This is a genomic window from Thermoanaerobacter mathranii subsp. mathranii str. A3 (assembly GCF_000092965.1).
Lineage (GTDB): Bacteria > Bacillota > Thermoanaerobacteria > Thermoanaerobacterales > Thermoanaerobacteraceae > Thermoanaerobacter > Thermoanaerobacter thermocopriae.
The window spans coordinates 1-26124 of the sequence record NC_014209.1 but is presented as its reverse complement, the minus strand read 5'-3'; the positions used below and the strand labels follow the sequence as shown (position 1 = coordinate 26124).

At 33.0% G+C, this 26124-nt stretch carries 19 protein-coding genes, 2 pseudogenes and 1 CRISPR repeat array; of the genes and pseudogenes, 3 read left to right on the top strand and 18 right to left on the bottom strand.

The features are described from left to right. Positions 1-22 precede the first annotated feature (22 nt). Positions 23-292, top strand: coding sequence for a CRISPR-associated endonuclease Cas2 (gene cas2 / locus TMATH_RS00105; protein ID WP_013149494.1), 270 nt, complete (start codon positions 23-25; stop codon positions 290-292). 207 nt (positions 293-499) lie between these two features. Continuing rightward, positions 500-4145: direct repeats of the CRISPR family, unit length 29 nt; unit sequence GTTTTATCTGAACTATGAGGGATGTAAAT. 94 nt (positions 4146-4239) lie between these two features. Here cas2 and istB read toward each other — a convergent pair. The 12 genes and pseudogenes from istB to gyrB form a co-directional block, all read right to left on the bottom strand. Then, positions 4240-5006 (bottom strand): annotated as a pseudogene (istB, locus tag TMATH_RS00100) (IS21-like element helper ATPase IstB). 8 nt (positions 5007-5014) lie between these two features. Further along, positions 5015-6096, bottom strand: a pseudogene (istA, locus tag TMATH_RS00095) (IS21 family transposase). A 149-nt stretch (positions 6097-6245) separates the two neighbouring features. After that, positions 6246-6431, bottom strand: coding sequence for a hypothetical protein (locus TMATH_RS00090; protein ID WP_041591618.1), 186 nt, complete (start codon positions 6429-6431; stop codon positions 6246-6248). Between the two features lie 113 nt (positions 6432-6544). Next, positions 6545-6892 (bottom strand): hypothetical protein, encoded by a 348-nt coding sequence (locus TMATH_RS00085; RefSeq protein ID WP_013149491.1) that lies wholly within the window; start codon positions 6890-6892, stop codon positions 6545-6547. Positions 6893-6955: 63 nt separating this feature from the next. After that, on the bottom strand, positions 6956-7234 hold the full coding sequence (locus TMATH_RS00080; RefSeq protein ID WP_013149490.1) for a hypothetical protein: 279 nt from the start codon (positions 7232-7234) through the stop codon (positions 6956-6958). Positions 7235-7243: 9 nt separating this feature from the next. Next, entirely contained in the window at positions 7244-7723 is a 480-nt protein-coding gene (locus TMATH_RS00075) for a hypothetical protein (protein ID WP_157629574.1), read from the bottom strand. A gap of 97 nt (positions 7724-7820) precedes the next feature. After that, positions 7821-9224: an ISLre2 family transposase gene (locus tag TMATH_RS00070; RefSeq protein WP_041591617.1), complete on the bottom strand. Its 1404-nt coding sequence runs from the start codon at positions 9222-9224 to the stop codon at positions 7821-7823. 98 nt (positions 9225-9322) lie between these two features. Beyond that, positions 9323-10273, bottom strand: a complete 951-nt coding sequence (locus TMATH_RS00065) for a phage minor capsid protein (protein ID WP_013149487.1) — start codon at positions 10271-10273, stop codon at positions 9323-9325. A 6-nt stretch (positions 10274-10279) separates the two neighbouring features. Then, positions 10280-11716: a phage portal protein gene (locus TMATH_RS00060; protein ID WP_013149486.1), complete on the bottom strand. Its 1437-nt coding sequence runs from the start codon at positions 11714-11716 to the stop codon at positions 10280-10282. Between the two features lie 41 nt (positions 11717-11757). Continuing rightward, a complete protein-coding gene (locus TMATH_RS11425) occupies positions 11758-12114 on the bottom strand; it encodes a terminase large subunit domain-containing protein (RefSeq protein WP_049766004.1) in 357 nt (118 codons plus the stop codon). Positions 12115-12691: 577 nt separating this feature from the next. Beyond that, a complete protein-coding gene (gene gyrA / locus TMATH_RS00050; protein WP_013149485.1) occupies positions 12692-15109 on the bottom strand; it encodes a DNA gyrase subunit A in 2418 nt (805 codons plus the stop codon). A gap of 12 nt (positions 15110-15121) precedes the next feature. Further along, complete coding sequence (gyrB, locus tag TMATH_RS00045) at positions 15122-17023, bottom strand: DNA topoisomerase (ATP-hydrolyzing) subunit B (protein WP_013149484.1); 1902 nt, start codon at positions 17021-17023, stop codon at positions 15122-15124. A gap of 353 nt (positions 17024-17376) precedes the next feature. On the opposite strand from gyrB, the gene TMATH_RS00040 reads away from it, so the two are divergent. Then, positions 17377-18717, top strand: coding sequence for a Mur ligase family protein (locus TMATH_RS00040; RefSeq protein WP_013149483.1), 1341 nt, complete (start codon positions 17377-17379; stop codon positions 18715-18717). A gap of 11 nt (positions 18718-18728) precedes the next feature. Continuing rightward, a complete protein-coding gene (locus tag TMATH_RS00035; RefSeq protein WP_013149482.1) occupies positions 18729-19460 on the top strand; it encodes a type 1 glutamine amidotransferase in 732 nt (243 codons plus the stop codon). Between the two features lie 22 nt (positions 19461-19482). Here the strand turns inward: TMATH_RS00035 and TMATH_RS00030 are convergent, their stop codons facing one another. The 6 genes from TMATH_RS00030 to dnaA all read right to left on the bottom strand — a co-directional run bounded on the left by TMATH_RS00030 (position 19483) and on the right by dnaA (position 26026). Continuing rightward, entirely contained in the window at positions 19483-21738 is a 2256-nt protein-coding gene (locus TMATH_RS00030; protein WP_013149481.1) for a glycoside hydrolase family 31 protein, read from the bottom strand. Between the two features lie 12 nt (positions 21739-21750). After that, positions 21751-22008: an extracellular matrix regulator RemB gene (gene remB / locus TMATH_RS00025; protein ID WP_012994188.1), complete on the bottom strand. Its 258-nt coding sequence runs from the start codon at positions 22006-22008 to the stop codon at positions 21751-21753. Between the two features lie 11 nt (positions 22009-22019). Beyond that, positions 22020-23108 carry a DNA replication/repair protein RecF gene (recF, locus tag TMATH_RS00020; RefSeq protein WP_013149480.1) on the bottom strand — a complete coding sequence of 363 codons (1089 nt, stop codon included), beginning with the start codon at positions 23106-23108 and terminating at the stop codon, positions 22020-22022. A gap of 10 nt (positions 23109-23118) precedes the next feature. Then, positions 23119-23325, bottom strand: a complete 207-nt coding sequence (gene yaaA, locus TMATH_RS00015) for a S4 domain-containing protein YaaA (protein ID WP_012994186.1) — start codon at positions 23323-23325, stop codon at positions 23119-23121. Positions 23326-23345: 20 nt separating this feature from the next. Continuing rightward, complete coding sequence (gene dnaN, locus TMATH_RS00010; protein ID WP_013149479.1) at positions 23346-24458, bottom strand: DNA polymerase III subunit beta; 1113 nt, start codon at positions 24456-24458, stop codon at positions 23346-23348. Between the two features lie 236 nt (positions 24459-24694). Next, positions 24695-26026: a chromosomal replication initiator protein DnaA gene (gene dnaA, locus TMATH_RS00005; RefSeq protein WP_012994184.1), complete on the bottom strand. Its 1332-nt coding sequence runs from the start codon at positions 26024-26026 to the stop codon at positions 24695-24697. Between the last annotated feature and the right edge of the window lie 98 nt (positions 26027-26124).

The following is a 26124-nucleotide window of genomic DNA, read 5'->3' as shown; positions in this document are numbered from 1 at the left end:
GAATTTTTGCCTAAAGGAGTGATTGAGAATATTTGTAATAGTCACATACGACATCAACGAAAAGAGAGTAAACAAAGTAAGAAAGATTCTAAAAAAATACTTTACATGGGTACAAAACTCTGTATTCGAAGGTGAAATCACATTTGGGAAACTTGAGAAATGCAAACGAGAATTGCTTTCAGTAATAAAAAGAGATGAGGATTCAGTATATTTTTATGAAATGGAGTTTAAAATTGTCTGCAACAAAAAGGTATTAGGGCAAGAAAAAAATTATGACTCCATAATATTGTAATTATGACAATATAATCAATTTTGCAGCGAACTTCGCCATAGGGTATACAACAGCAAGGCCTTGACATAACTAAAAAAAGAAGCTATTTAACAAAAAATGCTAAATCCAGACCACCCCTTCGCTGCAAATCATCCTTGTTGCAAATAATTTTGAATTTAGTATAATTGTAGATGATATCTGAATTTAATAGTTCTGTTATTAAAGTGGGTTTTATCTGAACTATGAGGGATGTAAATAGAACCCCAATTTTCTATAGAAGCTAAAAAGGATTTGTTTTATCTGAACTATGAGGGATGTAAATTTTATGAGGCCCGCTTTCGATGAGTCCAAAAGAAATGTTTTATCTGAACTATGAGGGATGTAAATGATACGGCTCTTTTTAATGTATCTATAGATGTTTTAGTTTTATCTGAACTATGAGGGATGTAAATAAAGAAATGTACGACAAACAATACTGTTATCGCTGAGTTTTATCTGAACTATGAGGGATGTAAATTCACATATTCAGATGTAACGTCCGTGACAGTCGCAGGTTTTATCTGAACTATGAGGGATGTAAATCAAGCAAGAATTTTACATTTTTGTAAAATTGCTTAAGTTTTATCTGAACTATGAGGGATGTAAATGAGGCTCTGCGAAGCGGGATACCCAGACCTTTCCAGGTTTTATCTGAACTATGAGGGATGTAAATCTTTCAAATTCTACTCTAAGTATACACCCGCATGAGTTTTATCTGAACTATGAGGGATGTAAATTGTACAGCAGCAGCTGCGGCATATATAGCTCGTGGTGGTTTTATCTGAACTATGAGGGATGTAAATAAAAACGAAATCGGCTTTTCGGAGGTGGCATGATGGTTTTATCTGAACTATGAGGGATGTAAATACGACTTAGCAAAAGAAGATAAAACAGTATACTTCATGTTTTATCTGAACTATGAGGGATGTAAATGCCTACACGGTTATTTCAGCTATTTTCTCTATCTTTAAGTTTTATCTGAACTATGAGGGATGTAAATAATATGTGAAAGTCCTTGAAGACTTAAAAAATCAAGAGTTTTATCTGAACTATGAGGGATGTAAATTGGCAAGAAAAATGATAATCGGCGGACAGGAAATAACAGTTTTATCTGAACTATGAGGGATGTAAATGATTTGTAGAAAGTAAGGTTATAGAAGAACTGGAAAAGTTTTATCTGAACTATGAGGGATGTAAATGCAAACTCACTAATGGATGGTCTTCTAATTCTTCTACTGTTTTATCTGAACTATGAGGGATGTAAATCAGGAAAGGTTTATACTTATGCAATACACAGGTTTAAAGGAGTTTTATCTGAACTATGAGGGATGTAAATAATAAGAAAAGGATATTTTCGTGTTGTTGTTGAGGCGTTTTATCTGAACTATGAGGGATGTAAATGAATATTATCAACAAAAAAGAAAAGAAGAGGTTTTAAGTTTTATCTGAACTATGAGGGATGTAAATGCTTGCAGACCAATTAGCAGAGCAAGGAGAACATGGTTTTATCTGAACTATGAGGGATGTAAATAAAGACAAACTGCAGGACATTAAAAACGACAAGGTTAGTTTTATCTGAACTATGAGGGATGTAAATTAGGTTCAAGTTCGATTTTTAAGTATCCCTGCAAAAGTTTTATCTGAACTATGAGGGATGTAAATTATGATATACTGCCAAACAGCGTAGCAACATATCTAAGTTTTATCTGAACTATGAGGGATGTAAATGACATTGGCGACACAAAAAGCAGACGGGCTGTTACGAGTTTTATCTGAACTATGAGGGATGTAAATCTTTGATTTTGTTAAGTGCTCTTGTTAGTTTTTCGACGTTTTATCTGAACTATGAGGGATGTAAATTTAATAACATTTTTTGCTTTATATACTGTCCAATAAGTTTTATCTGAACTATGAGGGATGTAAATAAGCAAGCACAATTGTTTTTAAATGAGTATGAAGAAAGTTTTATCTGAACTATGAGGGATGTAAATCAAACAGCGTTGCTCGTCTACTGGCTGCCCTAACACGGTTTTATCTGAACTATGAGGGATGTAAATAATTACGGCACCTACCACAGCAAGCGTAAATACTGCGTTTTATCTGAACTATGAGGGATGTAAATCGCATTGTTGAATTTGAAACGGATACCGTAGGGCTTGTTTTATCTGAACTATGAGGGATGTAAATCTTTTTTAAGGTCTTCATTTACTGCTAACAGATGTGTTTTATCTGAACTATGAGGGATGTAAATTTTCTTATTCACAAGCACTCCAGCCGCAGCTGTAACAGTTTTATCTGAACTATGAGGGATGTAAATGTTTCGTAATTAGAGATAGTCCCTTTTGTGGTATTAAGCGTTTTATCTGAACTATGAGGGATGTAAATGAGTTGAGGAATTCGTCTCCGGCTGCATCCGCAGCTGTTTTATCTGAACTATGAGGGATGTAAATTTCGAAACTGTTAGGGGAAAGGAAAGAACACAAGATGTTTTATCTGAACTATGAGGGATGTAAATTCCGATAGCGTATTGTAACCTTGTGACTTAGCTCGGAGTTTTATCTGAACTATGAGGGATGTAAATTCCAACAACAGGAGCATATTTATCGTAAACACTATGATGTTTTATCTGAACTATGAGGGATGTAAATGACTACGAAACATTACAAAAATTAGCAGACATTTTTAAGTTTTATCTGAACTATGAGGGATGTAAATAAGAAGAGTGATGCTAATAAATACCCTTCAGAAGCTCGTTTTATCTGAACTATGAGGGATGTAAATCTTTTTGTTGTTATGTGTTGATTTGCTAACTTTAGTAGTTTTATCTGAACTATGAGGGATGTAAATGGACAAGGCATATTAAACATAATTGCAAATCTACTACAAGTTTTATCTGAACTATGAGGGATGTAAATCTTTTACTGCTGATTCAAGGAATTTTACACTGTTAGGTTTTATCTGAACTATGAGGGATGTAAATGAGGAACAGAAAGCTCTTGTATCCGATGCAACCGGTGTTTTATCTGAACTATGAGGGATGTAAATGTGGTGTTGCTATAAGAGCTGATGAAAGTTTAAATAGGGTTTTATCTGAACTATGAGGGATGTAAATTACGTGGGAGGCAGAAGCTCCAGCGGTGATGGCAAGTTTTACCTGAACTATGAGGGATGTAAATGAAATATTACAAAGATTAGCAAGTTTTTTTGATGTTGTTTTATCTGAACTATGAGGGATGTAAATACGTTTCTCTAACTCCTTTTATGTCTATCGTTATTGAGTTTTATCTGAACTATGAGGGATGTAAATAGAAGACGAGCAAGCGGTGCAAATGAAGGTAGATTATGAGTTTTATCTGAACTATGAGGGATGTAAATTCTATTTTTTAAAAAATCAAAATCCTTTTTAAAACTTGTTTTATCTGAACTATGAGGGATGTAAATGTGTCATCGTGCTTTCAGTTGGGGCAGTACCAGTTTGTTTTATCTGAACTATGAGGGATGTAAATATCAAAAGGACTGTTAGGAAGAACATTAATAATCATAGTTTTATCTGAACTATGAGGGATGTAAATATCATAAATTGGATAAAAGTTATACACATTATCTACGTTTTATCTGAACTATGAGGGATGTAAATACTGAGGATCTTATACCTTCTGATAGAATAGATTTGGTTTTATCTGAACTATGAGGGATGTAAATGAAATTATGGTTTGATTGTTGAGGAGGTGTTAAATGGTTTTATCTGAACTATGAGGGATGTAAATCTGCATAAAGCCTCAGAATAAGCTCATTAGCAATAGCAGGTTTTATCTGAACTATGAGGGATATAAATTTAAATTGATAACGTATATAAGTTGTGTCTGTTACTGTAAAAGTCAATATATTTTTGTACAAAAAGTGGAATATAATTTTGTACAAAAAATGTACTAAGATGCATTCGAAGAACTGTTAAAATATTCAACTTTTGACTTTAATCTATATGAAGGCCCTTTTATTGATATAACATGCGAATGATGAAGTAATCTATCCAATATTGCATTGGCTAATGTTGCTGATCCAAATACTTCTGCCCAATTAGAAAAGGGCATATTAGTTGTAATAATAGTACTATGCTTTTCATACCTTTTAGATATTAGCTGAAAAAATATATTTGAAGCATCTGTGTCTATTGGTAAATATCCTACTTCGTCTATTATTAACACTTTATACTTTGAAAAATGTTTTAATCGGATCTCTAAACGGTTTTCTGCTAATGCCTTTTTTAATTGAGACATTAATTCTTGAAAATGAATGAATAGGTAGAATATCTGTGCTTAGCACATTCTATCCCTATGGCGGTGGCAAGATGTGTCTTGCCTACCCCAGGGGTTCCTACAAACAATATATTTTCGTTATTTTCTACAAATCTTAAGCTTTTTAAATCAAGAATTTCTTGTTTGTTTATGCTTGGTTGAAATTCAAAATCAAAATCATCAAGTTCTTTTAAAAAAGGGAAGTTTGCTACTTTAACACATGCAAGTATTGCTTTTTCTTGTTTTGATTTTATTTCTAAATTGCTTAGTTCATATAGAGCATCTATAACACTTTTTTCTCCTGATTTAATCAGGTTTAAGTACGTATCTATATTATTATTTTTTATGTTATTTAATCCAAGTTCTTCTAAATTGTTTAATAGCTTAATATAGTTACTCACATTTTCACTTACCTATGCAATAATTTATCTAATTCATTAAGATTATTTGTACATATTTGTTCAATATCTTCTCTATTTTTGATGAGATTTTCCATTAATTCTCTATAATGAGATTCATGATAGTTTACCTTTTTTATCACACTTAATATATGGACAGATATCAAATCTGTGTTAAAATATATATGTAACTCATTTTCTACTGTTTTAAGAGTTACAGTTTTGTTTATATATTTTGGAGGGACTGAGTATCTACTCCCCTTGTAATATATCATAGAATCTTTATGGACAGTTGCTTTTTGCTCGAAGTTCATATAACTTTCTATGATATCATTACTTGGTAGCGGAGATAGATACTCCTTCTCTTTTTGGAATAATATTATCGTTTGTATCCCTGTTGATTGATTTGTGGATTGATTAACTTTTTTGTTTATTTCATCGATTATCTTTATTAAATCTTCTTCATTTTCAAATTCACCATTGTATGGCAGTAACCAATCAATAAATTTATTAGATGATTCCACCTTTCCTTTGGTATATGAGTGCCTTGGTTTACATAAGCGTATCTTAAAGCCAAAATCATTTGCAAATGCTTTTATTTTATTATTTATCTTCCTCCCCTCGTTTGTTATATCAACTACTGTTTTCATATTGTCAAAAAGTATTTCCTCCGGAACACCTCCTGTAGCTTTAAATGCGTTTATCAAGCATTCAACTACATCTTGTTGAGTTTTTGCTTTCCTATATTCAAAGTAGCAATATCTTGAATATCCAAGTTTATAGTTAAATACATTAACATTAACAACGAATTCTTCTCCATATCTCGAAACTAATTTTATGTCTTCCTTCCAATCTACCTGGGCCTGTTTTCCCGCAGGAGTTTCAAATCGTGGATGACCACTTGCTTTTATTTCATCATAGTATTTATCTAATTTACTTTGTTTATTTCTTGTTTTTGGCTTACCTTCATATCCTTCATAATACTTTTTAACAGTTCTCCTATCTACTCCATATTCTCTTGCTAATTCTGAAAAATTAGGTTTTATCTCCATATAGCCTTAAATATACTAATTTGACCTAATAGATTTTTCATTTTTGGTATCCCTCATACAAACAGAAGGATACCAAATTTATGTACAAATCTGTACATTTTTATTTTCCACTTTTCGTACATTCTTATTTTATTATTTACAGTTACATGTTTTATCTGAACTATAAGGGATATAAAGTTTCCTCACTCCTTTACTTATCAAGTGCTTCTGTAGAACATTGTGCTATGCTCTGCCCATTAATACAAAACTTAATCTCTTTCTCCTCTGCCTTTTCTTTTTCTGCATTAATGGTGGTAGGAACAAGCTTAATATCAACGTAAGGGAATTCATCCCAAGCATCATAAAACTCTACTCTGAGCAATCCACGTACTTTCATGCCATCGATATACACTTCAGTACCTATTGTTTTTAATTATTTCCATATTATACCATATTTCCATTGTTTTCCTACTTTCTCAAGGCATAATAAAAACACTCTTTGTTGAGTGCCTACTCGCTTTGGTTTGGCTTCATTCCCGCAAGTTTGAGTATGCTTTCAGGGGGTTCTTCGTTTAGAACATTGCGGTATAAGCTAACAAGCTTTTTAGCTGCTTTGCGTTTTTCTTCCATTGGTGCATCTACACCGCCACGTGCACCTGCCAAAGCTGCAGCTGCTGCGTGTATGCCATTTCTATTTAAAGTACCATCTGGTTCACGGACTGGCAGTTTGCACTGTTCCTTGCTTGTATATTCGCTTTTTGGCACAAGGTGTATTAGACATGCTTCCCACCATTGTTCTTTATCATAGTCACTCTCACTAAAATTGCTCCATGGCTTATTAGAAACCTTCTCAGACACTTGGTACTCACCTCCTTACAAGAAGGCATAAAAATACCACCTCAACCTTGCTCGGTTAGGTGGTTAAATTTGGGGTTTTAACTCGCCTTTTGCAACTTTATCCATATGCCACCACCAACCTGTTTCACCATTTGGTGGGCCTTTTACAAAAGGCGCAAGTTTATCAGCATATTTTAAAACTTTTTTTTGTAATTCTTTGCCTTCGGGTGTCTCGATTAGCTGTTTTTCTTGAAGAATATCAAGGATGTTCAATAAATAACTTACCGCAAAATAATCAGGTTCTTCCTCTTCAAAAATATCAAGACTTTCAGCTTCCATTTTAGCTTGTTCAAGTATTCCCATATTCTCACCTCACAAAATTCGGATATATGGCTGTTTTTCCAAATACTTTGCCCAATCTTCTTTATCCTCGAATGCCCAACCACTTGCATCCCTATTCATATGCTCATTAAACAAAGCTAAATTCACCTTGCGTTTTTCATATTTTACAAATGCCCAGCAAATATCTCCACGCTGTGGGTCTCTAAATGTGTATATCTCATCAGCATTTTTCTTGGTTTGCAACAAGAATTTTTTATATTTTGTTATATGTTCTTCTGTAATTTCTTTTTGATTTCTTGGTATCGTCTCATCAAATGTATACCCATGTTTTGCAACGTGATATTTTTCACGATACAACTCCTTTTCTTTTCTTGCCTCTAATATTAGCTCCTTTTTAATAAGCCAATGCGTGTTATCCCACTCAATTTGCCTTAGCTCAGCCAACTTTTTAATTAAAACTGAATAATCTTTTTCATTTTCTATTATAACTCTTGCTTGCTCATCATACAACTTTTTATTTTTAAGAGATAGTGTCAAGATACTGTAGGATTTTTTTAAGACAACCCCTGTAACTTACTTAATTCAGGGCTTCGTCTTATCATGTTTTTTATATGACTTGTGCATATTTTATTGCTCTTAAAATCCTGTATATTGGCGTTACTTTCCCTATATTCAAAACCGTAATATTATTTATCTTTTCATTTGTAGACGTTTTAATTCTTCTTACCGCCTCTTTTATTTGCTTCTTCGTTAATTTGTAACTTCCTTCATTTATATTCTTTCTCTTACCCCATTCTACTTCTCTTAAGTCTCCTCCATTCTTGCTGAATACCCTTAATTTCGCCATTAACTTTAATCCTTCTCTACTCCATCCCAATGGATTCCTGCTTAGTCTTACTGAAAATACATGGCTTATATGCCCTTCTGCACTGCACCCTATTACATCTTTGTCTTTGTTGTATATCTCTATCCCTTCCCAATTGTTTAGTATGTATTTCCTTGCTTCTTTTATCTTCTCTTTCTCCCTCTCTTCCTCTGCTGCCTTTATTAGTTCATCAAATATCTTCTTCACTCCTTCTTTATCTCCTTCATTTATTGCTCTCCATATCTTTTCCCTGTATTTTGGCTCTTTTGATGTGGCTTTTAATACGTATTTGTTTAAATGATATCTGTCTAACACAAACCTTGATTTTGCTATCCACTCTAATCCCTCTTTTATCCACGGTGCTCCATCTCCTGCTATGTATATCTTCTCTATCTTCTCTTCTTTGTAGTTTTCTTCTATGTAATTTGCTACATCTATCCATATGTCTTCTGCTTTCTCTCCTACGTATGCCTTGTAATGCACATTTCTCAGTACATCTCTACCATTTCTCTCTTCTTTACCTTCATGTATGTATATCAATCGCGGTGTTTCATTGCTGCCATCTTGCAAAGGCACATGGTCTTCATCTGCTTCTATGTATAATACCCTTACTTCTTTCTTCTCTTTTATTTCTCTCTTTACTTCTACTTCTCCTATTTCCCTTATTGCGTTTAATACTGTCTGTTTACTTAACTCCTCTGGACATGCTTTTTTACTGCTTCTTTCATATGATTCTTCTATTGCGTTCTCTACTAACTTTATTTTTACACCTTTTTCTATCCTATCGTGCCGCCCTATCTCTAATGCATCATCCACCAAATATGTATATCTTCCATCCTCTCTGGATTTGTAATATGTCCTCTCATATTCTATATCCCCAAGGATTGTGGTTAATCTCTTTTTATCTTTCCTCTCTACTACCCATTTTTCTTTCCTTCTCTTGTCTTCTTTTATTATCTTATCTAACTCTTCAATAATTGCTTCTATTGCCTCTCTACCTAGTTTGTCCGTTAGTTCCTTTATCCTTGCTGCAAGCTCTGTAATATTCATTCCTTTGTTTAATAAATCACTAAAAATTTCTATCACTTCTCTAGTGAAATTTAGAGCATTTTGTAGTATAATATCTTCAAAGATATGTTTGTTCACAAGAGACACCCCTTTCTGTGTTGTTTTGTTTTCCATAATCTATTTTATCACAGGGGTTGTCTCTTGTTTTTTTTTACTCAAAAAATCCTACGATAATTTTACACTATGTTTTTAAGATATTCTCTTTTCACTTTATTGTAAAATTGCTGTTTCCGTTTTTCCTGTGCTTCTTTATATGCTTCCTTTTCTTTCTCACTTCTTGGATCCTCAGTTAACGATGTATTACTATACTTTTCTGTTTCTTCAGCATTAGGGTCAAGTTCTCGCACATATGGCATTAGTACATGTCTACAGTTTGGATGACGGGGAATAACTACACCATCTTCTCCGTACTTTGGATATCTCCCATCTTTACCTGAAAGGCTGTATACTTTACCCTGAATTGGTGCACATAAATGACATGTTGGATAATGCGTAGAAATCCTCACTAAATCAATATCGAATTCCTTGCAAGCGTTGATTGTCGCTACTGTCGCCGCTTCTCTTGTCAATGTCCTTGCAACCATTTCAGCATAACTATCAAGCCTCCATTCTCTACCTAGTCTGTCTTTAAAGCCTGTTAAACCCTTGCTCAATAGCCTCTCCATCAAATCTTTTTTCATCTGCTGCCATGTTTCACCACTGACATACTTTTTACCTGCTGCTTCTAAACTTGCTTTTCTAAAATAATCATCAAATTTACGTCCCACAAACTGAGTTGCATCTCTAAGATTATCATAAAGATTTTGCGCTAACACATCCACTGCTCTCTGATGCAACTGGCTAAAACTCGGATTTTGTATTGCCTCACCTTTTAACTGTTGAATAAAAGCCATCACTGCAATATAGTTCTGCTGATATATCTTTGGAACATTTTCCTCTATCCATTTTGCAGCATTATTATCTAACTGTTCTAATATCTGCATTATTTGTTTGAGAATATCTTTGAAATAAATTGTATCTTGTTTCTTTGCTTCTTTTTCCAATATTACTTTAAGAATATTCAAGAAACCCTGCCGATAGAGTTCGACAAGGCTTTGTATGAGTTTTTCTTCGTCAAAGTTAGGCATTATCTATCACTCACTTTGTTGTTGCTGATTCTGTTGTGTTTGTAATGTTGTTGTAAATAATGCTGGAGCCTCTTGTGCTGTCTCAACCGCTATCTTCGCTAGTTCTTGTTTTAAAGTCTCTGCATCAAATTCAAATAAATGTTTTAAAGCTGTTTCTCTGCTTATAAGCCCGTTTTGAACAAGCATTGAATAGATTTCTGCCTGCTCTTTTTCATCATCTGGTAATCCGTCGTTCCAAGCTATATTAATTGTCTCTAGTTCTATCCCATTGCCATATAAAGCATCTAATTTACTTGCAAGCCGTAAAATTTTCTTTATAGCAGGGTCAAACCTCATGCGTATTCGGTTTACTTTTGCTAAAGGTGCCATCATTAACCTTCTCAATGCACTTCCGCTTTCTGCTAAACCCTGTTTAAGTTGCCCAAAAGCTGCTGCTGATGTCTCTGATAGCGCATAAAATTGCTCCATTAACAGGTCTATTTCTCTAAATGCAGCATCAAGCTTCCCATCCCACACCACATAACCCGGTGGTTGTTCGCCTTGTTCTACAGGAAAATATTTTCCTCCTCCTCTGACAACCCACTCACCGAGCTCGTTTTGTTCAAGTGCTGTAGCAGGCCCATACATGTTAGGGTCAGCGTGCTTATCAAGGATTCTACTTATCTGTGCAATTCTGACTTCTATCTCTTGAATTATACTATCAAGGTCGCTGTAGTCATCCAAGCCGTATATTCTGTCGCTTGTCTGCATATTATGCACTGGTACCACTAAGAAATCATCAATTCCCGTATATATTTCCGGTTCTAAATCCGGGTAAAAAGTTTTTATATCAATTTCGTTTTTTATAATTTCATCTTGCAATTCAAAAAGTTTATTTGTGATTTTACCTCTTTCGTGTATTTCAAGTCTAAGATAAGTTGTCTTTTTGTCTTTGCTCAATAACGTTGGTGTCGCAATATCAAACGTCCATGCTATTACATGAGCTTGCACATCTTTGATGTTGTCTGCAGTCACAACAAGAAACCAAAGCGATGGTGGAACTGCTTCTATAATTGCTCTTTTATCATATCTTGTTTTAAATATGCCATCGCCATATCTACTTAAATCTATTGCTACTTCGTAAGCCGTGTTTAAAAAGTTATTATTTTTGATAATTTTATCTAACTGTTCTTGCTCTTTACTTCCTGTTTCTCCTGCTGTTATTCTAGGTGGTTCTCCTAATAACAAATCTGCCCATAACGTCGATAAACGTTTAGGCCAATTTAAAATAATCTCTAGCGTTGCTTTTTTGTCATCTCTAAGCAACCTAATCCAATCTTTAAATACAAGTTCATGCCTACCTTCAAAGAGCTTTCTGTTTTGGTCATAACGCTGTAGTCTTTCCATTTCGCTATCTGGAGGCCATTTTGCACCAATATCAAAAAAACTCAAATCCGTTATCATACCATCATCACCTTATTATACGAAACGAAAATTTCGGATAATTACCAGCCCACTGGTTTATCTATGACCTTCATACTATGCCTCATTGTATATAAACCATAACGTTCGGCATCACTTGCATGGTCATTTTGTTTGAGTGACTTATCTTCTCCTTTTTGTTGTGCTTTTGTATCCCAAACATAAGAAGCTTTTTCTTTTATCAAATTCTTGCAGCTTTCATGAATGAAATATCTGTTGTTGCTAAGCAATGTTGATACATACCTAATACCGTCAAGCACTTCGTTATCTGCTTTTCTAACATTAAAAAATCCGTCTTTGCGAAGCTGAGCTATAAAGCTCGCTGCCGACGGATCAACTACTATGTTTGTTATATGTTTGTCACCGATAAACTCTTTCAAGTCTCGTGAATATTCAGCGTCTGTTTTTTGTCGCCCTCCTTTGCTACTGTCGTAATAAATATTCTTTCAAATTATAATAAGTATTACCCTTTTTCCCTTGCAATAAAAACACCGTTGGATTATTCGTACCGTAGTCAACAGCTACCCAATATCTTTCGCATTCCGGTATTTCCGTAATAATATGTTTGCTTTCATCAAACATATCATAAATGACGCCCTCGGCAAGTACCCATAAACCAAGAATAAACCTCTTATACCAAAGGCCTGTATACTCTTGTTTTATCTGAAGATGGATATAAACGAAGTTATCGACTGCAACAAGTTAATAGAAGAAGTTTTTTCTCTTTTAATGATGCATAAAGATCTGGGATAGTTGAATATTGTTTTCGCTAATGAAACTTCTCAATTGTTTCTTTTTGTTAATATTTTTGTTAAAAGTAATATTTTTAGAAACTTCTTTCTTCGTGTGGTTTATATTTTTAATCTTTGCCAAGAAAAAGTATGAAATATTAATCTAAAAATACACAAAATATTTTTCATTCAACTTAGATAAGCCCTCAAAACTGAGGGCTTCAATTTACTCTTCATTTTCTATTCTTGCAGTAGAAACAACCCTGTCACCATCATCCAGCTTCATAAGAGTTACACCTCTCGTGTCTCTGTGCATCTTAGATATTTCAGACACCTTCATTCTTATAAGAATTCCATTTGCAGAAATTATCATAAACTCATCTTCCGGATTTACCGACCTTATAGATACTAATTTACCGGTTTTTTCACTAAGTCTTATTGCAATTATTCCTTTTCCCGCTCTTGTTTGAAGCCTGTATTCCTCTAAATCAGTTCTTTTTCCAAATCCTTTTTCTGTAACTACCAAAATTTCGCTACCCGGGTGAACAAGGTCCATTTCTACCACTTCATCATCTTCTCTCAAGGAAATAGCTATTACACCCTTTGCCACTCTTCCCATAGGCCTTATGTCTTTTTCATTGAACCTTATAGCATAGCCTTTAGCAGTTCCTATAATTATTTCTCTTTCTCCATTTGTCAATTTTGTATTTATAAGCTCGTCATTCTCCTCCAATGTAATAGCTATTATACCATTCCTTTTAATCGACCTGAATTCTTCTATAGAAGTCTTTTTTATTATGCCTTTTTTAGTACACATAACAACATATTTAATATCTTGAGACTTTTTAAGAGGAATAACCGCTGTGACTTTTTCTCCTTGACCTATCTGTATGAGATTGACAATAGCTGTGCCTTTTGCCTGCCTTCCTGTTTCAGGAATATCTATAGTTCTTAAACTATATACCTTCCCTTTGTTTGTAAAGAACAACAATCTGTCATGAGTTGTAGTAATAAAAATATCCCGTACAAAGTCATCTTCTCTTGTTGATATACCTAATATGCCCTTTCCCCCACGTTTTTGCGCCTTATAAGTATCAAGAGGCATTCTCTTTATATATCCATAGTGAGTCATTGTCACTACAACATCTTCCAATTGAACTAAATCCTCTAAATCTAGCTCTTCTTCTTTTGCCACAATGTTTGTCTTTCTCGGAGTAGCGTATTTATCTTTTATTTCTAAAAGCTCTTTTTTAATTATTTCCAGTACTTTTCTTTCATCTGCCAAAATTCCTTTTAATTCTTTTATCTTTTCCATTAACTCTTTAAGCTCATCTTCTACTTTTTGCCTTTCAAGCCCCGTCAGTCTTCCTAATCTCATATCAACTATCGCTTGTGCTTGTTTTTCGCTCAATCCAAACTTGTCCATTAAATTTTGCTTAGCAATTGCTTCTGTCTTTGAACTTCTTATTATGTTTATAACTTCATCAATATGGTCAAGAGCAATTTTTAGCCCTTCTAAAATATGTGCTCTTTCTTCCGCTTTTCTTAAGTCAAACTTAGTCCTTCTCGTTACAACATCCGCTTGATGATCTACATACTTTTCTATAATTTGCTTAAGGTTTAATATCTTCGGCTCCCCGTCTACAAGAGCCAACATTATAGCTCCAAAGGTCTGCTGCATTTGCGTGTGCATGTAAAGTTTATTAAGTATCACCTTTGGATTGACATCTTTTTTTAGTTCTATTACAACTTTCATTCCATTTCTATCAGATTCATCTCTCAAATCAGAAATTCCTTCTATGTGCTTTTCGCGAACTAGCTCAGCAATTTTTTCAATTAACTTAGCTTTAAGCACCATATAAGGAATTTCAGTAATTACAATTCTCGTCTTACCGTGGTGTTCTTCAATTTCTGCCTTTGCTCTAACGACAATTTTGCCTCTTCCTGTCTCATAAGTCTCTTTTATACCGTCTCTTCCTAAAATTACTCCTCCTGTAGGAAAGTCAGGCCCTTTTATATATTTCATTAGTTCATCTACTGAAATATAAGGATTGTCTATATAAGCGATAATTCCGTCTATGACCTCTCCTAAATTGTGAGGAGGAATATTGGTAGCCATACCTACGGCAATTCCTTGAGACCCGTTAACTAAAAGATTAGGAAATCTTGAAGGAAGCACTACCGGTTCTTTTAATGTTTCGTCAAAGTTTGGCACAAAATCTACTGTTTCTTTATTTATATCCGTAAGCATTTCAAGGGCAATTTTTGAAAGCCTCGCTTCTGTATACCTCATGGCAGCTGGGGGGTCTCCATCTATGCTTCCAAAGTTTCCATGCCCATCTATCAAAGTTTCTCTCATTGAAAAATCCTGTGCTAGTCTCACTAAAGTATCATAAACAGCCGCATCACCATGAGGATGATATTTCCCTAAAACTTCACCAACAACTGCAACACTTTTTTTATATGGCTTATCAGGAGTTAATCCTAACTCATTCATAGCATAAAGAATTCTTCTATGAACTGGTTTTAAACCATCTCTTACATCTGGCAATGCCCTTCCAACAATTACACTCATTGCATAATCTATATAAGATTTTTTCATTTCATCTTCAATATCTACTGGAATTACTTTATCTTCGCTCATCTATTCCACCTCTTATATGTCTAAATTTCTTACTGTTTTTGCATATCTTTCTATAAATTCTCTTCTTGGCTCAACTTTGTCTCCCATTAAAATAGTAAAAATTTCATCTGCGGCTATTGCATCCTCTAATGTAACTTTAAGAATTGTCCTTTTCTCTGGATCCATAGTTGTATCCCACAATTGGTCAGCATTCATTTCTCCAAGACCTTTATACCTTTGAACAGTATAATTTTCCCTTCCAATCTCATTTAAAATCCTGTCTAATTCCTTATCAGAGTAAGCATAATATACCTTTTTACCTTTTGTAATTTTATACAAAGGCGGTTGAGCAATGTACACATTTCCATTTTCGATTAAAGGTCTCATAAACCTATAGAAAAACGTTAAAAGCAACGTCCTAATATGACTTCCATCTACATCCGCATCTGTCATTATGACTACTTTGTGGTATCTTAATTTACTTATATCAAATTCATCTCCTATTCCCGTACCTAAAGCAGTTATCATTGCTCTTATCTCTTCATTAGAGAGTATCTTGTCAAGTCTCGCCTTTTCCACATTTAAAATTTTCCCTCGTAGTGGAAGTATCGCTTGAAATCTACTATTTCTACCTGTTTTAGCAGAACCTCCAGCAGAATCACCTTCTACCAAGAAAAGCTCACACTTAGAAGGGTCTTTTTCCGAACAGTCAGCAAGTTTTCCCGGTAAAGTAGTATTTTCAAGTGCGGATTTTCTTCTAGTGAGTTCTCTGGCTTTTCTCGCTGCTTCTCTCGCCCTTGCAGCTTGTGTAGCCTTTTCTACTATTACTTTTGCAACCGAGGGATTTTCTTCTAAAAAAGCCGATAGTTTCTCTATCACTACATTTTCTACAATAGACCTCATTTCAGAATTTCCTAATTTTGTTTTAGTCTGGCCTTCAAACTGTGGGTTTTTTAACTTTACACTTACAATAGCAGTCAGGCCCTCTCTTACATCTTCACCCTGCAAATTTTTCTCGTTATCTTTTATAATTCCGTATTTTCTAGCATAGTCATTGATAACTTTAGTAAGAGCACTTTTAAATCCAACAAGATGAGTACCACCTTCTCTAGTATCAATATTATTGGCAAAACTAAAAATATTTTCAGTATACGTATCATTATACTGCATGCAAACCTCTACTTCATAGTCAGTGTTTTTTGCTTCCATGTATATAGGTTCCTCATGTAAAACTTCTTTATTTCTATTGAGATATTTCACAAAAGATATAATTCCACCTTCGTAGTTAAAGACCTCTTCCTTTCCGTCTCTTTCATCTATAAGCTTTATATTTATACCTTTATTTAAAAAAGCTAATTCTCTTAATCTTTGAGCTAATACATCATAATTGAATACAGTTTCCTCAAAAATTTCTTTATCTGGCTTAAAAGTAATAGTCGTACCCGTCTCTTCTGTTTCCCCAATAATCTCTAAATCAGTTTTTGGTACTCCTCTTTCATATGTTTGCCTAAAAATTTTCCCACGCTGTTTTACAACAACTTCCAATTTTTCAGATAATGCATTTACAACAGAAACACCTACTCCGTGTAATCCTCCAGATACTTTGTAAGCATCATTATTAAATTTTCCACCTGCGTGTAACATCGTTAAAGCTACTTCTACAGCCGGTTTTCCAACTTTTGGGTGTATATCTGTAGGTATACCTCTCCCGTCGTCTTCAACCGTTATGGAATTATCTTTGTGTATAGTAACTACTATATTTTTGCAATACCCTGCCAATGCTTCATCTATACTATTATCTACTACCTCGTATACAAGGTGATGCAATCCCCTGCTGCCAGTAGAACCTATATACATTCCTGGCCTCTTTCTTACGGCTTCTAAACCCTCTAATATTTGAATTTGACTCGCAGTATAAGTTTCATCCTTTGCCATATTCACAACCTCCGCAAATTTATCCAACAGTTTTATTTTATCATTATTTTAAAAATTGCTCAATTCAAAATATTTCCCGAAAAATTTTCCCGGGAAATGAGATAATTTTATTTTTATTATTACCTATAATATAATAATACTTAACACATGTACCTATAATATAATATACTTAAATTGGAGGGAATTCAATGGCTACCTCTGAAGATTTTTTAAAACTTGACATAAGAATATACAAATTGCTGACTTCGTATCCGAAGTTTTATGAGTAGATGATGAAGAAGGAAATGTAGTATTGCTTTAACCAGAAAGAGGAGTAAAAATAGGAAATAAAATTTACTAGAAGGTGGTAAATAGTGAAATTTTTAAGTGTCAACTTAGGTAAACTTGTGAACATATCTTGTAAGATAACAGGAAAAGGTGGAACATCTTTACCTGGAAAAATAGCGCTTAAATCTGATTCTCGATTAATAAAAAAGTTAATTGAACCTCTAAAAGAAAGCAAAGTGATGATAACAGGTACAAATGGCAAAACTACAACTTCTGGATTAATAGCCCATATTTTGAATACCGCTGGAAAAAGTATTGTACATAATAAAGAAGGAGCAAATATGAAAACAGGAATTGCAACTGCTTTAATAAAAAGCAGCGATTTTTTAGGAAATTTAAAAAAAGAAGCAGCCGTTTTTGAGGTAGACGAAGCAAACATGCCAATTGTAATTGAAGATATAAATCCTAATATAGTAATAATAACTAACTTTTTTAGAGACCAATTAGACAGATACGGAGAATTAGATATAACAGTAGAAAAAGTAAAAAACGCCCTTTTAAAACTGCCACAAGAATCTATAATATTACTAAATGCTGATGAACCTTTTACAGCTTCAATAGGAGATGAGATAAAATCAAAAGTCTTTTACTATGGAATTGATGACAACATTGAAGGAATTAACTCATCTTCTTTTGAACAAAAATACTGTCCTATTTGTGGCCACAAATACGAATATAGAAGAATATATTACGGGCAACTGGGAGACTATTACTGCCCCAATTGTGGCAAAAAGCGACCAAATCCTCATTTTAAAGCTACTAATATATTTTTAAATGAAGATGGAATAAATTTTAATCTATACTATAAAGATAAAATCTTTACATTTAAAAGTAGATTAATAGGCATATACAACGTTTATAATTTATTAGCAGCTATATCTGCTAGCATTTTGTTGAACATAGACTTTAACACTATATCAAAAGCAACAGAAAACTATTGGCCAATAGAAGGAAGATTGCAAAAAACTAAAATAAAAAACAAAAAAGCTATAATAAATTTAATTAAAAACCCTATTGGTTTTGAAAGCACCTTAAATATGCTATCTCAATTTAATAAACCTTTAAACCTTTTAATCTCTATAAATGATAACTACGCGGATGGAAGAGATGTATCTTGGTTGTGGGACGTAAACCTAGAAGACTTTTTATCAAAAACAAAGGTAAATTATATAATAACTTCTGGTTTAAGAGCTGAAGACATGGCAGTAAGACTCAAATATGCAAATTTTGATATTAATAAAATAAAAGTTATAAACTCTGTAGATAAAGCTCTTGATACAATATCTGAACTAACTAAGGAAGAATTAATAGCAGTACTTCCCAATTATACATCTCTTTATGATGTAAATAAATACTTAAACTCATAGGAGGAAAAAGAATGAAACTTGTCATTGGTCATATGTATCCAGACTTATTAAATTTATATGGAGACTTAGGAAATATTTTGACATTAAAAAGAAGAAGTGAATGGCGAAACATTGAAACCGAAGTAAAATCAATTACGGTAGATTCAAATACGAATTTTACTGATATAGATATACTTTTTTTAGGAGGCGGATCTGATAGAGAACAAAAAATTGTAAGCGACGACTTGACAATCAAAAAGGGTAAAAATCTTAAATCAGCTATTGAAGACGGTTTGACTGTATTAGGTATATGTGGTGGATACCAACTTTTAGGAAATTATTATCAAACCTCAAAAGGTGAGAAAATAGAAGGCGTTGGTGTATTAGATATGTGGACTGTTGCTGGTACCAAAAGGATGATAGGAAATGTAGTAATCGATGCGAATATAAATGAAAAAAACTTTAAAATGGTGGGCTTTGAAAATCACTCTGGGAAAACATATCTTGGAAAATCTAGTCCTTTAGGGAAAGTAATAATTGGAAGTGGAAATAACGGAGAAGATAAAACAGAAGGATGTATTTATAAAAATGTGTATGGAACATACCTTCATGGGCCAGTACTTCCTAAAAATCCTGAATTTGCAGATATTTTAATTGAAACTGCTTTAAAGAGAAAATATGGCAAAGTAGAATTAACTCCTTTGGACGATTCTTTAGAACAGCAAGCTAAACAATCTTTGATAGAAAGATTTGTAAAAAAATAGAGGCCCCTAGGCCTCTATTTTTTTACAATATAACTTCGCATTTTTCCTTATCAACCTTTTTCCCATTTATTTTTACTTCTTCAATTTCATCAAAATTTTTCAACACAAATTTATATTTCTTTACTCCCTTCTCATATCCCGAGTGAATCCTATCAAATTTTATATCTATTTTTCCCCCTTGATATTTAAAGCCTATTTCAAAGAGGTTATAAATCCCTTTAGTATAATCAAAGGACTTTCCATCATCTTCATAATGAAGATAATGCCCTTCTTCTCCCTTATAAATCTCTATTATTATCTCTTTTATCTCTTTTTCTCCAACAAAGGATTGAGGTTGTTGCTTTAATAATATTCCTCCTTTTTTTACAAAAAGAGGTACTATATCTATGGGAGCATCCACAAGATAATAGCTTTCTCCTTTAAATTCTTTCCCTGTCCAATAATCATACCATATACCCTTCGGCAAATACACTTCTCTTTTTTCTTTAGAAGGTAAGTATATAGGTGCAACCAATAAATTATCTCCTAACAGAAATTCGTCGTATATTTTATGAGTGTTTTCATCATCTTGATATTCAAAAACCAATGGTCTCATAATAGGATAGCCTTTTTGAGATGCAATGTAAAACAAATCATATAAGTAAGGCAAAAGTTCATATCTCATTTTTATATATTTTCGAGAAATATCCTCCGCTTTTTTGCCAAAAGACCAAGGTTCTTGATCTTTAGTCCCTATCGCAGAGTGAACCCTTAAAAAAGGAGTAAAGATAGCCGCTTCTATCCACCTTATAAAAAGTTCTTCATTGCAATCTCCTTCAAATCCCCCCACATCTGCTCCTGCAAACGGTTGTCCAGAAAGCCCAATATTTATAAGCATTGGCATCATCATAAGAAGGTGTTCGTACAAACTTTTGTTATCACCTGTCCACATTGCTGCATATCTTTGTATGCCTGAAAAACCAGCTCTTGTCAACACAAAAGGCCTTTCATTAGGTTTTATTCTTAGTAAACCATCTCTTGTTGCCATTGCCATGTAATTTGCATAAACGTTATGGGCTTCTTTGTGAAGTATCTTTTCTCCATCTAAAATATGAATATTATCCTCTGGCATAGTTTTAGTAGGAGTTTCAAATACGGCTGGCTCATTCATATCATTCCATATACCATCAATTCCATCCTTTATAAATTCTCTGTGCTTTTCACCCCACCAATATCTTACTTCTTCTTGTAAAAAGTCAGGAAAACAAGCTTCCCCTGGCCATACTTTTCCAACGTAGGTTATACCGTATTTATCCTTTACAAAATAACCCTTTTCAATTCCTTCTCTGTAAACATGGTAGTCGTAATCCCTCTTAACTCCTGGATCTACAATCGTCACTACTTTAAATCCCATTTCTTTAAGCTGCTTTAGCATTTCTTTATAATTTTTAAATGTATCTTTATTCCATGTGAAAACTCTATATCCTTCCATGTAATCTATATCGAGATATATCACGTCACAAGGAATATCTTTTTCTCTAAAAGTTTTTGCAATCTTGAGTACTCTCTCTTGCGGAGTATAACTATATCTGCTTTGTTGATAACCTAATACCCATAATGGCGGCAGGCTCATCCTTCCTGTAAGATATGTATAATTTTCCACAACCTCTTTTATGTCTCGTCCGTATATAAAGTAGTAGTTCATCTGGCCGCCATATGCTCCAAAAAAGTAATATTCTTGGCTTTCCTGTCCCATATCAAAAAAAGACCTAAAGCTATTGTCTAAAAATATTCCATAAGTGTGATAATCGTTCATTCCTATGAAAAAAGGATAAGACTCATATAAAAGTTTTGTAGTCTGGTTATGAGTCATAAACTCATCTGTATTCCACATCTCTAACCTTTCGCCTTTTTTGTCGAGATATCCTGCTTTTTCTCCAAAACCGTAAAAATGGTCTTCTCTTAACTTTTTATAGCATCTAACATCTGTTTCACTAAATTTTACTCCTCCCTTGTAATCCTCATTAATTATACTTTCATTTTTATCTAAGAAACTCACAGAAAGGTCATTTTTGTCTATTTTTACTTTTAAAGAATTAGTTTCAATTAATATACTTTCTAATTCTTCTTTTAAAGTGAACTTAGGAATATCGTATTCTTTTCTTTCTATAGCAATTGTATCTTTCCTTTTTTCTTCTTTATCACTTACAAAAACGTTAATAATTTTATCGCTTAATACCCTAAGCTCCAGCTTTCTTTTTTCATTTCTTACAATAATTCCTTCTGATGTTTTTATCAATTTGATACCTCCCTATGCATCTATTTTTTGTGTTCTTTTTATAAGGGTAAAAGCAGAAATTGGTGATAAATAAATAACACTTCTCTTATCCCTTTCTGTGATTATAAAAGACTTTGGCTTCTCACTAGAAATTCTTACAATAAACCCTTCTTCCTCTGCTATTTTTAAAAACTGTAAAGTTGCCTCCGAAGTAGTTACAACATCCATGTCAAAAATAGCTATAATGTCTTTGTCAGAGACTACCACATTGCCGCCTAAATGGACATACATTTTTTGACCCCCTACTCCTTAATAACAACTCCATTAGATATCTTAAAATAACAATCTCCTTTTAAATCTCTTTTTGTAGTATGGGTTATAAAAGTCTGAAAACCTTTTAATTTCTCTAAGACATACTTTTTTCTATTTTCATCTAATTCTGACATTACATCATCCAAAAGCAGTACTGGTTTTTCATTAGTCGCCTTTTTTAAAATTTCAAACTCTGATAATTTAAGGCACAAAGCCGCTGTTCGCTGTTGACCTTGAGAAGAATACACTCTTGAATCATAGCCGTTTATAATAATTTTAAAATCTTCCCTATGGGGACCAACTTGTGTTGTAAGATACTTTAAATCCAAATCTATATTCTTTGATAATTTTTCTTTCAATCTTTTTTTTACTGTCTCTTCATCTGAAGCATCTTTCAGTCCCACACTATTTAAGTAGACAATTTCCGCTTTTTCATTGGAAATTTCAAGTAAAAATTTTTTTATATTAATTTCTAGGTTTTTTAAATAATTTTGTCTCACCATAATTATTTTTGCCCCGTATTCTACTAATTGGTCATCAAAAATTTCCAATATATTTTTACTTTTTCCTTCTTTTATGTTTTTTAATAGTTTATTTCTATTCATTAGTATTTTGTTATATTGCATGAGGTTATAGAGATAATTCTTTTCAATAATAGATATACAAGAGTCTAAATATTTTCTGCGATGGGAAGGTCCTTCTTTTATTATATTTAAATCTTCAGGAGAAAAAATGACTGTCAAAAGTTGCCCTAAAAGTTCGGAAATCGACTTTATTTTATTGCTATTTACTTTAATAACTTTATTACCATCTTTTTTATATCCAAACTCTATTTTTTTATCGTTATTTTCTTGACAAATTATTGCTTTTACATAAAAATAATTTTCTCCAAATCTTACTAGCTCTGTACTTTTACTCCCTCTAAAAGACCTTCCCATGCTTAAAAGTCTAATACTTTCTAATAAATTGCTCTTCCCTTGTGCATTTAAACCATAAAATATATTTATTCCTTCGCAAAATTCTATTCTTTGCTTTTCTAAGTTTCTAAAATTGTCGACAAATAACTCCTTCACATACAAGTTAAATTCCTCACTTTATGATATAAGTTTTTCCCTCTACTTCAATTATATCATTTTTGCGAAGTTTTTTACCTCTTTTTAATTCTATTGCGCCGTTTACTTTTACTTTTCCTTCTAAAATAAATTGCTTTGCTTGTCCCCCAGTCTCGCATATTTTCATATATTTTAAAAATTGCCCCAAGGTAATATATTCCGTCTCTATAGGAACTTCTATCATGAAAAAACACCTCTTGATTTTTAATTGAGCTTTACAGGAAGTATCATATAAAGATAATCTTTGCTTCCTATAGGTTTTATTATTAACGGATTTATACTATTTATGAAATAGAGCGTTATTTCTTCTTCATCGATGGCTCTTAAAGAGTCTAGTAAATATCTGGAATTAAAAGCAATCTCAAGAAACATTCCTTTTACATTAACTTCTATCTTTTCTACCATCTTTCCCTTTTCAGAATTGGAAGAGACAGTAATAAATTTATCACCTATTTCGAACTTAATCAAATTATTTTTGCTTTCTGCAATTAGTGAAGCTCTTTCAATACTTTCAGTTAAAACTTCCCTTTTAACTACCACTTCAGTCTTATAATCCTTTGGCAGAACAGCATTGTAGTTTATAAAGCTTCCTTCTAAAAGCCTTGATATTACCTTTGTATTTTCAATTTGGAATAGCACTTGATTAGCAGTATGGTATATATCTATTTCTGTTTCCTCATCTTCTAAGATTTTATATATCTCTTCCAAAGTTTTACCTGGAATTACTATAGAATATTTCTCTATACCTTCTTCAAAAAATTTTTCCTCACTTTGATAAGTGTATATGGCCATTCTGAATCCATCTAAAGCCACTGCTTTTATTTCATTTGGAAATACTTCAAATAAAACACCTGTCAAAATCGGTCTTGTTTGCTCGTGGGCAATGCAAAAGACTGTCTTTTTTATTAAATCCTTCAGAATATTTTTGGTCAATTTAAAAGAGTTTTCCTTTGATACTTGAGGAATTTCGGGAAACTCTACAGCATCACTTCCTGCAATAGTGAAATTTATACTATCGCAGATCACATTTACTGTATTTTGAGAATCACTTTCTATTTTTACATCCTCTTCAGGCAATTTTCGGACTAATTCTGAGAAAATTTTTGCAGGTACTACTATTTCCCCTTCTTCTTCTACCATGGCAGGAATTTGGCATTCTATTCCTATATCCAGGTCGGTTCCTGAAAATTTAACTTGATCTTTTAAAGCTGTGATTTTTATTCCTTGGAGAATGGGAAGTGTGGTACGGGAGGATACCCCCCTTATTGCAATATTTACTCCTTCAAATAATGAATTTTTGTCACACACAAATTTCATTTTTTTCACTCCTGTTTTCAAGAATATTTTTTTTGAGTTAGAACATATAATAAATAAAATAAGCATTTTAGTAGTCGTAATAATAGAAAGTGTTAGTATGTTAGTAATTGCTTATAAGCAAAGAAAGAGTCGATAATTGTTTGTTGATAATTTCTGAGTAACAAGTTGAATTTATTAACAGTATTCACAAATAAAAAATTTTAAAACATATAAACAGGGTTATCCCTGTTTATATGTTAATAACCTTTTATTCTCTTTTTTAATTCTTCAATCTGTCTTGAAAGAAGTTCGTCTTCTTTTATTTCATTAGAAATTTTTTCATAAGCATGTATTACAGTTGTATGGTCTTTTCCAAATTCTTCTCCTATCTTGGGAAGCGATAAATCTGTCAACTCTCTTGCTAAGTACATAGCAATTTGCCGTGGGTAAGCTATGTTTTTTGTCCTTTTGCGGGACCTAAAATCTTCTAATTTTATGTTATAATACCTACAAACTTCTTCTTGGATGAGTTTTACAGTTATTTCTCTTGTTTTATTAGATACAATTTCTTTTAAGGCTTGTTTAGCTAATTCTAGATCAATATTTGCTTTTGTAAGATTTGAAAAAGCTACAATTCTTATTAGTGCTCCTTCTAATTCTCTTATGTTTGATTGAATTTTTTCTGCCACATAGGCTAAAACTTCGTCGGGGATATTTAGATTTTCTGTTTGAGCTTTTTTCTTAAGTATTGCAATTCTCGTTTCATAATCTGGTGGCTGTATATCAGCGATTAAACCCCATTCAAACCTTGACCTTAGTCTTTCCTCTAAAGTTGGAATTTCTTTTGGAGGCCTGTCACTGGAAATAACTATTTGTTTGTTTGCTTCATAAAGAGTGTTAAAGGTATGAAAAAATTCTTCTTGAGTTCGTTCTTTTTTTGCTATAAATTGAATATCATCTATTAGAAGGACGTCAATATTTCTGTACTTGTTTCTAAATTCTTCATTTTTGTCGTCTTTTATGGAGTTAACCAACTCATTTGTAAACGTTTCTGATGTAACGTACATTATTTTGTAGCCACTTTGGTGTTTATTAATAAAGTGTCCTATTGCATGCATTAAGTGGGTTTTACCTAGACCCACTCCTCCGTAGATAAATAAAGGATTGTATGCTTTTGCTGGAGCTTGAGCTACTGCAAGGCATGCAGCGTGAGCAAGCTTATTGCTGTTTCCAACAACAAAGGTGTCGAAAGTATATTTTGGATTTAGAGTAGAAAGAGTAGTGGATTCAGTTGAGTTTTCTTTTTCAATAGATTCTTTAATTTCTCTGTATTCTTCTTCGTCTTCTGATAATATTTTAATCTCGTATAACTTGTTTGAAGCTTTTGAAGCTGCATCATAAATAATATTTATATATCTTCCGTTTATTATATTTTTTGTAAAGGTATTGGGAGTACTTAAAAATAACACATTATCAATGATTGCTAGTGGTTTTATGTGGACTAACCAAGTATTGTAGCTGGTGGGGGTGAGTTCACTTTTTATAACCTCCACTATCCTCTCCCATATTTGACGATGATCTCCATACATTGTATGACCTCCTAAGCCCATCAATAAAATGTGGATAACTTATTTAAAGGGGTGGCATAATATATTATCGGTATAATTTAATTGTTAATAAGTTTAAT